Below are 13,330 nucleotides of genomic sequence, written 5' to 3' on the forward strand. Positions count from 1 at the left end.
ATCCAATGAGTGGCAAAATCATCTATATTTTGGAGGATGACGCGGACGTTCGAGCGCTCTATGCGCGCGAGTTGAAAGCGCATGGTTTTGCGATCACTTCATTTGGCACCATAGCCGAATTCGACAAGGCATTGGCACAGAGTGAACCTGATCTTTGCATCATCGATTTGTCTTTGCCGGACGGCGATGCGCTGACTTTGTTGCGTGACACGCTGGGGGAAATGGACATTCCCACCATTGTGGTGAGCGGCCGCGGCGCGTTAGGCGACCGCGTGTTGGGGCTTGATTTTGGCGCCGACGACTATTTGGTCAAACCGATTAACACCATTGAGTTGGCGGCCCGGGCTCGCAGTCTATTACGGCGGGTTGAAAAGATGGCAGCGGCGGCCCCAAGTGAGCGGTTGGAAAAAGTGGTGTTTGCCGATTGGCATGCTGATTTTTCAACGCTTGAATTGGTCAGCCCTGTGGGTGACAAAGAACAAATGAGTGCCGCAGACGCACGGCTGCTCAAAATCTTTGTCTCTTCACCTGGCAAGGTCTTGTCGCGCGATCGATTGATGGATCTTTATGCAGAAGACAGCGATGCTTTTGACCGCTCCATCGATGCACAAGTCTCACGGTTGCGCAAAAAATTGCAGGACACGGCAAAAAATCCAAAATTGATCCGTACCGTTTATGGTGCCGGCTATGTATTTACCCCAAAGGTCGAAGTTACCTCTTAGCGTGGGTCTGGCAGGCGATTACGCTTGACGATGCGACGCAAAGCAAAACGTGAGCGGATCATGCGGATGCCGGGCACCCGGGTTAGTTTTTCTTGCAAAAATTGCTCATAAGAGGCGAGATCTGCAGCCACCACACGCATCAAAAAATCTTGACTACCGGTCATTATGAAGCATTCCATCACCTCTTCGAATGACACCACCTCTTTTTCAAATCGTTGAAGCGCTTCCGCGCCTTGATTTTCCAATTCAACCGACACAAAGATAGATATGGGCAAGCCCATTTTGTCTTGATCAACGGTGGCCGTATACCCGGTGATGACCCCCTCTTCTTCCAGACGCACAATGCGGCGGGCGCAGGGCGTCGGGGACAAACCAATGCGTTCGGCAAGATCAATCGTTCGAATGCGGCCTTCTTGCTGCAAAATAGCGACTATCTTTCTATCAAGTGCATCGAGCTTCATTTTTTGCCTAATATGGGTTATGATTTTGGTGATTATACTCAAAAATTGACTGTCGCACAGCATACTTTAGTGAAAAACCGCGCTGGAAATGTTCAAAATAGTAAAGATGGCCCGGGGGGAGCTAGGGTTCAAAAGATAGGTCAGCTTAACTGACGTTTAATTCTCCCGGATTGATGTACAATTTGATGGCGGCGTGCCCAACCTTTGCGGCAGGTTTGGAGGATTTATGGCAGACAAAATTGAGGGCGGGTCAAAAGGCCCCCTGAGCATTCACATTCCGGAGCCTCCGGGGCGCCCGGGTGACAAGCCTGACTTTTCGCACATCAAAATTCCCAAAGCGGGTGAAACGCGCTGTCCGGAGCTTGATACCAAGGCAGAGGACATGCGCGACATGGCCTATAAGATTGTGCGTATTTTAGATCGTAACGGCAAAGCTGTTGGCCCATGGGCTGACTTTTTGGGTGATGATTTAAACAACGACACCTTATTGCGCGGCCTCAAAGACATGATGGTTACGCGGGTGTTTGATCAGCGCATGCAGGTTGCCCAGCGCCAAGGCAAAACATCCTTTTATGTACAATGTACGGGCGAGGAAGCGATCGCCACAGGTTTCCAGCGCATGTTGCGCCCCGGCGACATGAACTTTCCCACCTATCGCCAACAGGGATTGTTGATCGCGGCCGAATGTCCGTTGCTCGACATGATGAACCAAATCTATTCAAACGAAAAAGACCCGCTGGATGGGCACCAATTGCCCGCGCTTTACTCGTTCAAAGACCATGGATTTTTCACCATTTCAGGCAATTTGGGCACCCAATATGTGCAAGCGGTTGGCTGGGCCATGGCATCTGCAATTTCTGGCGACGACAAAATTGCATCAGCGTGGATCGGCGACGGCTCCACTGCTGAAACAGACTTTCATTCCGGCATGCTGTTCGCATCGGTTTATAAACCGCCAGTTGTTTTGAACATCGTGAATAACCAATGGGCCATCTCCTCCTCCAATGCGATTGCGGGTAGTCAAAACACCACATTCGCAGCTCGCGCCCTTGGTTATGGGTTCCCATCGATTCGTGTCGATGGGAACGATTATTTGGCTGTGCTTTCGGCCTCAAAATGGGCGCAAGAACGCGCCCGGCGCAACCTTGGCCCCACGCTGATTGAGTGGGTGACCTATCGCGTTGCTGCGCACTCAACTTCTGATGATCCAAGCGCTTATCGACCACAAACCGAAAGCGATGCTTGGCCGCTGGGCGATCCAATCGAACGCCTAAAACGGCACTTGATCTTGCATTCCGATTGGAGTGAGGAGCGTCACACTCAAGCGCAGGCTGAAATTGAAAGCGAGATCATCCGCATTCAAAAAGAGGCCGAAAGCTACGGCACGCTCAACAAAGGCCATGGGCCGGATGCTGAGAAGATGTTTGAGGGTGTCTACAGAGAAATGCCAGAACATCTGGTTCGTCAACGCATTGAATTTGAGAAGTAGGGTTAGATCATGGCACGCATGACAATGATTGAAGCCATCCGCGATGCGATGGACGTGAAAATGGGCCAAGACCAGAAAGTCGTGGTTTTTGGCGAAGACGTGGGCTATTTCGGCGGCGTTTTCCGTTGCACCCATGGTTTGCAAAAAAAATACGGTAAGGACCGTTGCTTTGACGCGCCGATCAACGAAAGCGCCATTGTGGGCGCTGGCATTGGCATGGCGACCTATGGCATGCGCCCCTGCATTGAAATCCAGTTTGCAGATTATGTGCTGCCCGCATACGACCAAATCGTATCTGAGGCCGCACGCATGCGGCACCGCTCAAACGGCGAGTTCACTTGCCCCATGGTTATCCGCATGCCTACGGGTGGCGGTATATTTGGCGGACAAACCCACTCGCAAAGTCCAGAGGCGATCTTCACCCATGTCAGTGGATTGAAAACGGTTATCCCATCCAATCCATATGATGCCAAGGGATTGCTGATAGCTGCGATTGAAGACGACGATCCGGTGATCTTTTTAGAGCCAAAACGGCTTTACAATGGTCCTTTTGATGGCCACCACGAATTGGCCGTTACCCCTTGGTCAAAACATGAAATGGGCGAAGTACCTGAGGGGCACTACACAGTGCCCATTGGCAAAGCCAATGTGGTGGAAAAGGGTTCCGACGTCACAATTCTAGCCTATGGCACTATGGTTTATGTGGCACAAGCCGCAGCCCGTGAGCAAGGCATTGACGCCGAAATCATCGATTTGCGCTCTCTTTTGCCGCTGGATTTGGACACCATTGTTAAATCTGTCGAAAAAACCGGGCGCTGCGTTGTGGTGCATGAGGCAACACTGACTTCAGGCTTTGGCGCTGAGTTGGCCGCTCTTGTGCAACAACACTGTTTTTATTCCCTAGAAGCGCCGGTAAAGCGCGTAGCTGGTTGGGACACACCCTACCCACACGCACAAGAATGGGATTATTTCCCCGGGCCAAAACGTGTCGGCAAAGCGCTTAAAGCTACATTGGAGGCAAAATAATGGGTGTTCATGTCATTAAGTTGCCCGATGTGGGCGAAGGTGTAGCAGAAGCTGAACTGGTAGAATGGAGTGTTGAAGTTGGCGATGTGGTCGCCGAAGACGACATTATCGGCGCGGTGATGACCGACAAGGCCACGGTGGAAATTCCCTCGCCTGTGCAAGGTACCATTTCTTGGCTTGGCGCTGAGATTGGGGATACGGTTATTGTTGGGGCGGACCTGATTAAGATTGAGGTGCTTGGCGAAGGCAATCAACAAGCAGAACCCGCACAAATTGAACCTGCGCCAGACGCAGCACAACCAGCATTGCCTGAAGTGCCAGCGGCCACCAACCCGATTGTCCCCCCTACAAATACAGCACCGCAAGGTCAGCAATTGGCAGTGTCAGAGGGCGGCAAAGTCCTGGCTTCCCCTGCAGTGCGAAAACGCGGGGTGTTCCTTAATCTTGACCTCTCTAAGTTCAAGGGAACAGGACCGGACGGCATCATCACCCACGAAGATCTTGATCGGCACTTGCTGAGCCAGCAGTCCAGTCGTGTCGCCATGACGTCATATGAAAAATCGGTGGATGCTGAGACAACTCAAGTCAAGGTTATCGGCCTGCGACGTAAAATCGCTGAACAAATGAGCCGGGCGAAATCGCGCATTCCCCACATTACATATGTGGAGGAAATCGATGTGACTGAACTTGAGGGGTTGCGGCAAAATCTCAACGCGTCCCGCGAAGAAGGGCAGCCAAAATTGTCTTTGCTGCCGTTTTTGATGCGGGCGATGGTTCTGGCGATCAAGGACCAACCGGGCATTAATGCCCATTATGATGACGAAAATGGCATCATTCACCAACATAAGAGCATCAATATTGGCATTGCGGCGCAAACCGACAATGGTTTGATGGTTCCTGTTGTGCGCAATGTGCAAAATCTTGGGCTTTGGAACAGCGCAGACGAAATACTACGATTGGCCGACGCTGCGCGCAACAACACCGCTAAGCGTGAAGAACTATCTGGCTCAACAATCACCATTACTTCGCTTGGCAAAATGGGTGGCATCGTCACCACGCCTGTCATCAACCATCCAGAGGTCGCCATTATTGGGGTCAATAAAATGGAGACAAAACCTTTTTGGGACGGGGGAAAATTTGTGCCCCGCCAGATGATGAACCTGTCCTCAAGCTTTGACCATCGTGTTGTTGATGGCTGGGATGCTGCGGTTTTTATTCAGCGCATTAAATCACTCTTAGAAAAACCACTGTTGATCTTCTCTTAGTCGAGAAAAACGTGAAGTAAACTTGCATAAATACTGGGGCCATTTGGCCCCTTTATTTTGTCGTAAACACTTTATTACCCATATTCAGGCCATTCTCTGCCAAGGTGGAGATATTTGATGACTATTGGTCTTGCGCAAGCGCGCGATGAAATCGAAAATGTTGGCAGTGTGAACCTGGGTGAACTTGGACAACGCGCATCTAAGTTAGGCGTTGAAATTGCTGACGTAAATGGCATTGTGGCCGATCTGAGTGAGATCGGACAAGCGCAGGCAAAATACATTCAATCAGCGGTCAGCGCGTCCCAACAAATGGATCGTGCGAATCAAAGATTGTCTGCCTCGATGGGCGAAACAAAGCAGTCTGCTGATCGCGCGCGGGATGTCTTGAGCTATAGCGCTGAAAAAGTAGCAGCCACAGTTGAGGGCAGCGCAAAAAAAATGCGGGTCCTCAGCGAAAACGCCATTGAATTTCGGGATACGCTGAGTTCGGTCGATGTGACCGCCAAAAAAGTCCAATCCGCCTCCGTCTCAATTTCCCAGATCGCACGGGAAACCCAATTACTCTCACTCAACGCAAGCGTTGAGGCAGCCAGAGCTGGGGAAAGCGGCAAGGGTTTTGCGATTATTGCCACAGCGGTAAAAACCTTGGCCGATGAAATCCAGGGCTTTGCTAATCAGAATGCGCGGAACCTTGAAAAGCTGATGGAGATCTTGCACGGATTGCAGGGCCGCAGCGCAGAAAATGTTGAATTGGCAACCGCTGCTATAAAAGAAGCAGGCGAGGCTGCGCGCACCGGCGAGCAGTTGAACGAGTTGGTTAGTTCAGTAAGCGTCATGGTCAAAGACATTCAAGGTATGACCGAGCCAGTTGCTGAGAACCTACAAGCGGCAAAATCCATAAGCGAAGAACTTAGAAGCTTGGATGGCACTCTGCAAAAAAGCAATGAACGACTAAGCGTTGCCGGTCGCCGCTCAAACACCATTTTGGGAATTGGCGAAGACTTGATGGAGTTCATCGTCAATAGTGGCGTTGAGACCGAAGACAGCAAGTTTATTGACGCCGCCCAGCAAGTTGCAGCAAAAATTTCTAGCATATTTGAAAATGCAATAGAGCGACGCGAAGTCAGCCAGTCGGATCTGTTTGATCAGAACTACCGCCCAATAGCTGGCACTGATCCACAGCAATTAACCACCCGATATCTTGATTTGACAGATGCGCGCTTGCTCGGGTTGCAAGACAGCGTTCTTAAGCTCGACCCAAGGGTGGCGTTTTGTGCGGCGGTTGATACAAATGGGTACTTACCCACCCACAATTCAATCTATTCAAAACCCCAAAGTAACGATCCGGTGTGGAACGCTGCAAACTGTCGCAACCGTCGCATCTTCGATGATCGAACTGGGCTTTCTGCGGGGCAAAGCACAAAGCCTTTCCTATTGCAAACCTATCGACGCGATATGGGCGGAGGCAAATTCGCGCTCATGAAGGACGTTTCAGCTCCAATTTACGTCGGTGGACGCCACTGGGGCGGCTTGCGCATCGGGTACAAAGTCTAGCACATCAATTTTTTTGACTTTTTGATAAAAAAATTGATTTCTGGGTCAAACTCCGCTTGCCTCTTTAAATCATTGTCGACATACTTTACTCGAAATATTCACACGAATATGACGGGGGCGAGGCATTGGATCAGGGGGAGGTCCTTCTAAAACTAGAAGGCATTTCAAAATATTACGGATCGTTCAAAGCAAACGATCAGATTTCGCTGGAGATTTTGCCCGGCGAAATTCATGCGCTCTTGGGTGAAAATGGAGCGGGCAAATCTACGCTTGTCAAAATGCTCTATGGCAGCTTGCAACCTGATGAAGGTCGGATCATCTGGGAGGGCCAAGAGGTACATGTTCCTAATCCAGCGGCAGCACGCGACTTGGGTGTTGGCATGGTGTTTCAGCACTTCTCACTCTTTGACGCGCTTACCGTGGCGGAGAATGTCGCGCTTGCCCTGCCACCGGGCAAATCTCTAAAACAAGTGGCCAAAGAACTCGAAGAGATCTCAACCTCCTACGGGCTTCCCCTTAAAGCCAACGCCCGCATTCACGATCTTTCAGTTGGTGAACGGCAACGCGTTGAAATTGTGCGGTGTTTACTGCAGCACCCAAAACTCATCATTATGGATGAACCCACATCGGTTTTGACCCCGCAAGAAGCTGAGGACTTATTTAAAGTGCTGCGCCGTCTTTCGGACGAGGGCAAAGCCATTCTTTACATTTCGCACAAGTTGGCTGAAGTGCAGGCGCTGTGCCAAGAAGCAACAATTTTGCGTCACGGCAAGGTGGTGGGAGAATGCGTGCCAGGGGATGAAACCCCGATCAGTTTGGCCAAAATGATGGTTGGCTCAGATATTCATGAGATTTCGCCCCGCGATGTTGCGGTGGCCCATGGCGATGTGATGCTACAGGTCAAATCCTTATCGCTCTCGGGATTAAGCGGGTTCGACACTGCCCTAAAAGACATTAGTTTCATGTTACATGCTGGTGAAATATCTGGTATTGCCGGGATTGCAGGCAATGGTCAAAATGAACTTTTTGACGCGGTTTCTGGCGAACGGGTAAGCGAAGAAGAATGCATACTGATTAAGGGCGAGCCTGTTGGAAATATGGGCATTCAGAAACGGCGCAAATTGGGCGCCATGTTTATTTCGGAAGAACGTTTGGGCCATGCCGCTGTGCCTGAGTTTGCATTGAGTGAAAACGTCATCCTTACCCGGCACGGGCTGGACAAAAGCTTGAACAAAGGTCCATTTGTCTCGCGTCGAGCCGCCAAAAAAGTCAAAGACGACATTGTTGCAAAGTTTGACGTGCGCAAAGGGTCTTCAGATCCCACGGCACAATCCTTGTCGGGCGGCAATCTGCAAAAATTTGTGCTCGGTCGAGAAGTAATGGGTGATGCTGAAATTATTGTGGTCAACCAACCCACCTGGGGTGTTGATGCGGGGTCCGCAGCGCATATTCGTCAGTGGCTGGTTGACTTAGCCGCAAAGGGCGCGGCGGTTCTGGTGATTTCGCAGGACTTGGATGAATTGTTTGAGGTGGCGGATGCAATTGCTACGCTAAACGAGGGTCGGCTATCGCCATTTGTGCCGACGCGCTCGACTGACCGACATAAGATCGGCTTACAAATGACAAGTGGAACCCTTGAGCAGGCCTAAAACAGGTCGATTAAGGATCACTTTGGGGGGAAGGTAGAGTAAATTGAGGTTGGAACTAACAAAGCGCAGCACGCCATCTAGTTTGATGACTTACCTGTCGCCGATCATCGGGCTAGCGTTGGCATTAATTGCGGGTGCGATCATGTTTTCCTTCTTGGGAAAACCACCGCTTGGCGCGCTTTATGCCTATTTTATTGAACCTGTCAGCGAAATGTGGAGTGTGCATGAGCTGCTGATTAAAGCCGCGCCCCTTATTCTGATGGGCGCAGGACTTTGCGTTTGCTATCAGTCAAATAACTGGAACATTGGGGCTGAGGGACAAATGATCATGGGGGGCATGGCCGGATCGATTTTGCCCGTCCTGTTCCCCCAGATAGCAGGACCATTTGTGTTACCTGCTATGTTGATCATGGGTGTTATCGGCGGCATGGCCTATGCTGGCATCCCTGCCCTTTTGAAAACCAAGTTCAAAACAAATGAAATCCTAACAAGCCTTATGCTGGTCTATATCGCGCAATTGATTTTGGATTGGACAGTGCGCGGGCCTTGGCGCAACCCACATGGGTTGAACTTTCCTGAAACCCGCCAGTTCGACGCCTTTGCGCGTCTCCCCGAAATGATCCCGGCGGATGGACGGGCGAATTTTGGGTTTGTCATTGCCGTCGTGGTTGCCTTGTTGATTTGGGTTTTAATGGCAAAAACCATGAAGGGTTTCCAGGTCAAGGTCATTGGTGCAAGCCCACGGGCCGCAAAGTTTGCGGGCTTTGACGCCAAGAACATGGTGTTTTTCGCTTTTCTTTTGGCGGGGGCCACGGCCGGATTGGCCGGCATTGTTGAAGTTGCGGGGGCATCTGGGCAATTGCGCACCACCATTTCCCCAGGATATGGCTTTACCGCCATCATTGTAGCCTTTTTGGGCCGGCTAAACCCCATCGGGGCCATTGTTGCTGGACTGGTTTTAGCGCTCACATTTCTTGGTGGCGAAGCCGCACAAATCTCTTTGGGCGTATCTGACAAAGTGGCACGAGTGTTCCAAGGGTTGATCCTTTTCTTTGTGTTGGCCTGTGACACCTTAATCCTTTATCGCATCCGTTTTGTTGCTTCAAAGATCATTCCAAAAGGAGCCGCATAATGGGTATGACCGAAGCCATTTTGCTGACCATTGCGACAGCGGCGACACCATTGCTTATCGCCGCGCTCGGCGAGTTGGTTGTTGAGCGCTCGGGGGTTTTGAACCTTGGGGTAGAAGGTATGATGATCATGGGCGCGGTGGGTGGTTTTGCCGCCGCTAGCCTTACGGGCAACCCATGGATTGGCATATTGATCGCCATTTTGTTCGGGGCGATCACTTCGCTGGCGTTTGCATTTTTAACTCTTTCCTTGGCCGCAAACCAAGTTGCAACGGGATTAGCACTGACTATTCTGGGACTTGGATTGTCCGGCCTCATCGGAGAGCCTTTCGTTGGGCAAGCGGGAATTAAGCTTTCAAACATCTCCATTCCAGTGCTCACAGATTTGCCACTGGTCGGTCCTTTGCTGTTTGGGCAAGATCCGATTTTTTACATGTCGATTGCCTTGGTGATCGGGGTTGCTTGGTTCTTGTTCAGAACCCGCTTTGGACTTACTCTACGCTCCATTGGCGACAACCACATTTCTGCCCATGCGCTTGGAATTCCGGTTCTGCGTTATCGTTATTTTGCCGTGATGTTTGGGGGCGCATGCGCCGGCCTTGCGGGCGGTCACTTGTCGCTGGTCTATACCCCGCAGTGGGTTGAAAACATGAGTGCGGGTCGTGGCTGGATTGCATTGGCTCTGGTGGTTTTTGCATCATGGCGACCCGCACGGGTTTTGGCCGGTGCCTATTTGTTTGGCGCGGTTTCCATCGGGCAATTGCACGCCCAAGCGCTTGGCGTTGGCGTGCCTTCGCAATTGCTCACTGCTTTGCCTTATATCGCAACCATTGTTGTGCTGGTCTTAATCTCACAAAATGTGCGCACAACCTTGATCAACACACCCGCCATGTTGGGACGGGCGTTTGTACCTGAACGATAGAATCACATAGAAACAAACAGAATTTAACAGGAGGAAGTCATGAGAAAACTACTGATCGGGATTGCAGGGATTGCTGCAATGACCCTTGGTATGGCCTCCGCTGCAGTTGCTGCCGACAAAACAAAGGTTTGCTTTGTTTATGTAGGATCAAAAACTGACGGTGGCTGGACACAGGCACACGACATTGGCCGCATGGAATTGCAAGCGCATTTCGGCGACAAGGTTGAAACAGCCTTTATTGAAAACGTTGCAGAAGGCCCACAAGCCACAGCGGTTATTGAACGTTTTGCACGTGCAAAATGTGATCTGATCTTTACAACAAGCTTTGGGTTTATGGATCCAACGTTGGAAGTTGCTGCTAAATTCCCTGACGTGAAATTTGAACACGCAACGGGCTACAAAAGCGCTGACAACGTAACGAGCTACAACTCACGCTTTTATGAAGGCCGTTATATCCAAGGTCAAATTGCAGCGAAAGTTTCCGAAAAAGGCGTTGCTGGCTATATCGCGTCGTTCCCAATTCCAGAAGTTGTGCAAGGCATCAATGCCTTTACATTGGGAGCTCAAAGCGTAAACCCTGATTTCAAACTGAAAGTTGTTTGGGTCAACACATGGTTTGATGCGGGTAAAGAAGCTGATGCGGCAAAAGCATTGATCGACCAAGGCGTCGACATTCTAACCCAGCACACGGATTCAACCGGTCCTATGCAAGTGGCTGCAGAGCGCGGCGTGAAAGCCTTTGGTCAGGCTTCCGACATGATTGCTGCAGGTCCAGAGACACAGCTAACTGCCATCATTGACACTTGGGGTGCTTACTACATCAAGCGCACACAAGCTGTGATGGACGGCACTTGGGCAACCCAATCAACTTGGGATGGCTTGGTTGATGGCATCTTGCAAATGGCGCCTTACACCAACATGCCTGACGATGTGAAATCAATGGCAGCGGCAACTGAAGCTGCGATCATTTCGGGTGAATTGCACCCCTTCACTGGCCCAGTTACGAAGCAAGATGGTTCAGCTTGGTTGACCGACGGCGAAGTTGCTGAAGATGGCGTATTGCTTGGTTTGAACTTCTATGTTGCAGGCGTAGATGATCAATTGCCACAATAGGTACTGACGCATATTGAGTTTAAGGGCGGTCATTTGATCGCCCTTTTTCTTTGAGCATTTGGTAAAACAGTGGCATTGAAATCCGAACAGCATTATATTTTTGCCCATGAGCAAAAGCCAAATTGATAAAGCAACACTTGCCCGCATGATCAAAGCGGGTGCGAACCAAGAACCGGCTGATCTGGTGATCAAAAACGTTCAGCTTCTGGACGTAATGACAGGCGAGATCAACACATCGGACGTGGCGATTGTCGCTGACCGGATTGTGGGCACCCATTCAACCTATTTAGGCCATCACGAAATCGATGGTGCGGGTCGTTTTTGCGTGCCCGGGTTCATCGATACCCATTTGCATATCGAAAGCTCACTGGTTACCCCACTTGAATTTGACCGGTGCGTTTTGCCCTATGGAGTGACTACCGCAATATGTGATCCGCATGAGATTGCGAACGTTTTGGGGCGTGAGGGCTTAGAGTATTTTTTGGCCTCATCTGAACGTTCTGTGATGGACATTAAGATCAACCTTTCGTCTTGTGTGCCCGCAACGGCTTTTGAAACGTCTGGCGCAGAACTATTGATCGATGATCTGCTGCCTTATCGCGACCACCCAAATGTTATTGGGTTGGCAGAATTTATGAACTTTCCCGGTGTTTTGGCCGCTGCGCCCGAGGTGATCGACAAGCTACATGCGTTCCAAGACGGACACATTGATGGGCACGCGCCGTTGCTTTCTGGTGATGCGTTAAACGGTTATTTGGCCGCAGCGATCCGCACTGACCATGAGGCCACCAGCGCCGCCGAAGCCCGCGAGAAACTTAGAAAAGGCATGGCGATTTTGATCCGCGAGGGGTCGGTTTCTAAAGACCTCAACGCGCTCGCTGAAGTCTTGGATGAAAACACATCTAGCTTCATGGCGCTTTGCACCGACGATCGCAATCCGCTTGATATTCATGAAGAGGGGCATTTGGATAGTCTTATCCGGCGATTGATCACCAAAGGCTGCCCCACCCATCACGTTTACCGCGCGGCCAGTACCTCCGCTGCGCGGATATTCGGATTAAGAGATCGCGGCATGGTTGCACCGGGCTGGAAAGCGGACTTTGCGCTGTTGGATAATTTGGAAGAATGCCGCGTTTCGGACGTGATCATGTCCGGCGAATTGGTTACCGATGAACGGTTTGCCAAACGCGAAATGGTTACCCCGGTTGGGCTGCTTTCTATGAAAGCAGAGCGTCAGACAGCTGAAAGTTTTAAGGTGCCTGTGAAACCTGGGCGTAATTTGACGCCGATGATGGGCGTAAAACCGGGCTTGATCCTCACCTTCCGCGAAGAGGGCACTTTGCCTGTTGAGGGCGGTTTTTTGCAGCCTGACATCGCCCAAGATGCGGTGCAGGTTTCAGTGGTCGAACGGCACGGCAAGAACGGTAATATTGGACATGGATTTGTTAAAGGCTTTGGCCTCAAACGCGGCGCCATTGGTTCCTCCGTTGGTCACGATAGTCACAACATCACGGTGATCGGTGCAACCCATGAAGATATGGCAGTGGCGACCAATCGCATCATTGAAATGCGCGGAGGTTTTGTGGTCGCAGATCAGGGCAAGGTGGTGGCCGAATTGGCACTGCCGATTGCGGGCTTGATGAGCGAACTTGCCTTTGAAGACGTGGCGCATGAACTTGAGAAACTGCGCGAAGCTGCACACGATTTGGGTTGCGTCTTGCCCGAACCGTTCTTGCAGGTGGCATTCCTCGCCCTGCCCGTTATCCCACATCTAAAGATGACAGATCGTGGACTTTTCGACGTGGATAAGTTTGATTTCGTGGATTGAGTTTTTACGCGCTGCTGTCGCGAAGTTTCGGCTCATCCTGCTTTGCGCTCACGCCGCGCGGGCACTTTTTGCGCTCACACCGCGCGGGTACTTTTTGCGCTCACGCCGCGCGGGCTAGTTCCCCTGCACCTCGCGAGCATTTTTCATGCCGCCGTCATGCCTCTGGCGCTA

11 protein-coding genes are annotated in these 13,330 nt (G+C 51.0%); 10 read left to right on the forward strand and 1 reads right to left on the reverse strand.

What is annotated here, in order from left to right; genetic code table 11:
* Positions 1–5: 5 nt before the first annotated feature.
* Positions 6–722 (forward strand): response regulator transcription factor, encoded by a 717-nt coding sequence (locus Q0231_RS05370; RefSeq protein WP_269393243.1) that lies wholly within the window; start codon positions 6–8, stop codon positions 720–722.
* Here Q0231_RS05370 and Q0231_RS05375 read toward each other — a convergent pair.
* Complete coding sequence (locus tag Q0231_RS05375) at positions 719–1,183, reverse strand: Lrp/AsnC family transcriptional regulator (protein ID WP_299346012.1); 465 nt, start codon at positions 1,181–1,183, stop codon at positions 719–721. The two genes, Q0231_RS05370 and Q0231_RS05375, sit on opposite strands and share 4 nt — an antisense overlap.
* Before the next feature lie 226 nt (positions 1,184–1,409).
* Between Q0231_RS05375 and Q0231_RS05380 the strand changes: the two genes are divergently transcribed.
* The 9 genes from Q0231_RS05380 (at position 1,410) to ade (ending at position 13,159) form a co-directional block, all read left to right on the forward strand.
* Entirely contained in the window at positions 1,410–2,672 is a 1,263-nt protein-coding gene (locus Q0231_RS05380) for a 3-methyl-2-oxobutanoate dehydrogenase (2-methylpropanoyl-transferring) subunit alpha (protein ID WP_299346015.1), read from the forward strand.
* Between the two features lie 9 nt (positions 2,673–2,681).
* A complete protein-coding gene (locus tag Q0231_RS05385; protein WP_299346018.1) occupies positions 2,682–3,698 on the forward strand; it encodes an alpha-ketoacid dehydrogenase subunit beta in 1,017 nt (338 codons plus the stop codon).
* Positions 3,698–4,963, forward strand: coding sequence for a dihydrolipoamide acetyltransferase family protein (locus Q0231_RS05390; RefSeq protein WP_299346021.1), 1,266 nt, complete (start codon positions 3,698–3,700; stop codon positions 4,961–4,963). Before Q0231_RS05385 ends, Q0231_RS05390 begins: the two co-directional genes overlap by 1 nt.
* Positions 4,964–5,080: 117 nt before the next feature.
* Entirely contained in the window at positions 5,081–6,517 is a 1,437-nt protein-coding gene (locus Q0231_RS05395; protein WP_269393248.1) for a methyl-accepting chemotaxis protein, read from the forward strand.
* Positions 6,518–6,642: 125 nt separating this feature from the next.
* Positions 6,643–8,166, forward strand: a complete 1,524-nt coding sequence (locus Q0231_RS05400) for an ABC transporter ATP-binding protein (RefSeq protein WP_269393249.1) — start codon at positions 6,643–6,645, stop codon at positions 8,164–8,166.
* Between the two features lie 43 nt (positions 8,167–8,209).
* Positions 8,210–9,298: an ABC transporter permease gene (locus tag Q0231_RS05405; RefSeq protein WP_269393250.1), complete on the forward strand. Its 1,089-nt coding sequence runs from the start codon at positions 8,210–8,212 to the stop codon at positions 9,296–9,298.
* Positions 9,298–10,218, forward strand: coding sequence for an ABC transporter permease (locus Q0231_RS05410; RefSeq protein ID WP_269393251.1), 921 nt, complete (start codon positions 9,298–9,300; stop codon positions 10,216–10,218). The genes Q0231_RS05405 and Q0231_RS05410 overlap by 1 nt, the downstream gene beginning before the upstream one ends.
* A 39-nt stretch (positions 10,219–10,257) precedes the next feature.
* The gene (locus tag Q0231_RS05415; protein WP_299346028.1) at positions 10,258–11,331 is read left to right on the forward strand and encodes a BMP family ABC transporter substrate-binding protein; all 1,074 of its coding nucleotides are present in this window, start codon (positions 10,258–10,260) and stop codon (positions 11,329–11,331) included.
* A 106-nt stretch (positions 11,332–11,437) separates the two neighbouring features.
* Positions 11,438–13,159 (forward strand): adenine deaminase, encoded by a 1,722-nt coding sequence (ade, locus tag Q0231_RS05420; RefSeq protein WP_269393253.1) that lies wholly within the window; start codon positions 11,438–11,440, stop codon positions 13,157–13,159.
* Positions 13,160–13,330 lie beyond the last annotated feature (171 nt).

The sequence above is a fragment of the uncultured Maritalea sp. genome, from assembly GCF_937139385.1.
In the GTDB taxonomy this organism is placed as follows: domain Bacteria; phylum Pseudomonadota; class Alphaproteobacteria; order Rhizobiales; family Devosiaceae; genus Maritalea; species Maritalea porphyrae_A.

Excerpts from the sequence above, each read along its gene's own strand:
- Q0231_RS05370 (WP_269393243.1), top strand. The coding sequence starts at position 6 with ATGAGTGGCAAAATCATCTATATTTTGGAGGATGACGCGGACGTTCGA.
- Q0231_RS05375 (WP_299346012.1), bottom strand. The coding sequence starts at position 1,183 with ATGAAGCTCGATGCACTTGATAGAAAGATAGTCGCTATTTTGCAGCAA.
- Q0231_RS05380 (WP_299346015.1), top strand. The coding sequence starts at position 1,410 with ATGGCAGACAAAATTGAGGGCGGGTCAAAAGGCCCCCTGAGCATTCAC.
- Q0231_RS05385 (WP_299346018.1), top strand. The coding sequence starts at position 2,682 with ATGGCACGCATGACAATGATTGAAGCCATCCGCGATGCGATGGACGTG.
- Q0231_RS05390 (WP_299346021.1), top strand. The coding sequence starts at position 3,698 with ATGGGTGTTCATGTCATTAAGTTGCCCGATGTGGGCGAAGGTGTAGCA.
- Q0231_RS05395 (WP_269393248.1), top strand. The coding sequence starts at position 5,081 with ATGACTATTGGTCTTGCGCAAGCGCGCGATGAAATCGAAAATGTTGGC.
- Q0231_RS05410 (WP_269393251.1), top strand. The coding sequence starts at position 9,298 with ATGGGTATGACCGAAGCCATTTTGCTGACCATTGCGACAGCGGCGACA.
- Q0231_RS05415 (WP_299346028.1), top strand. The coding sequence starts at position 10,258 with ATGAGAAAACTACTGATCGGGATTGCAGGGATTGCTGCAATGACCCTT.
- ade (WP_269393253.1), top strand. The coding sequence starts at position 11,438 with ATGAGCAAAAGCCAAATTGATAAAGCAACACTTGCCCGCATGATCAAA.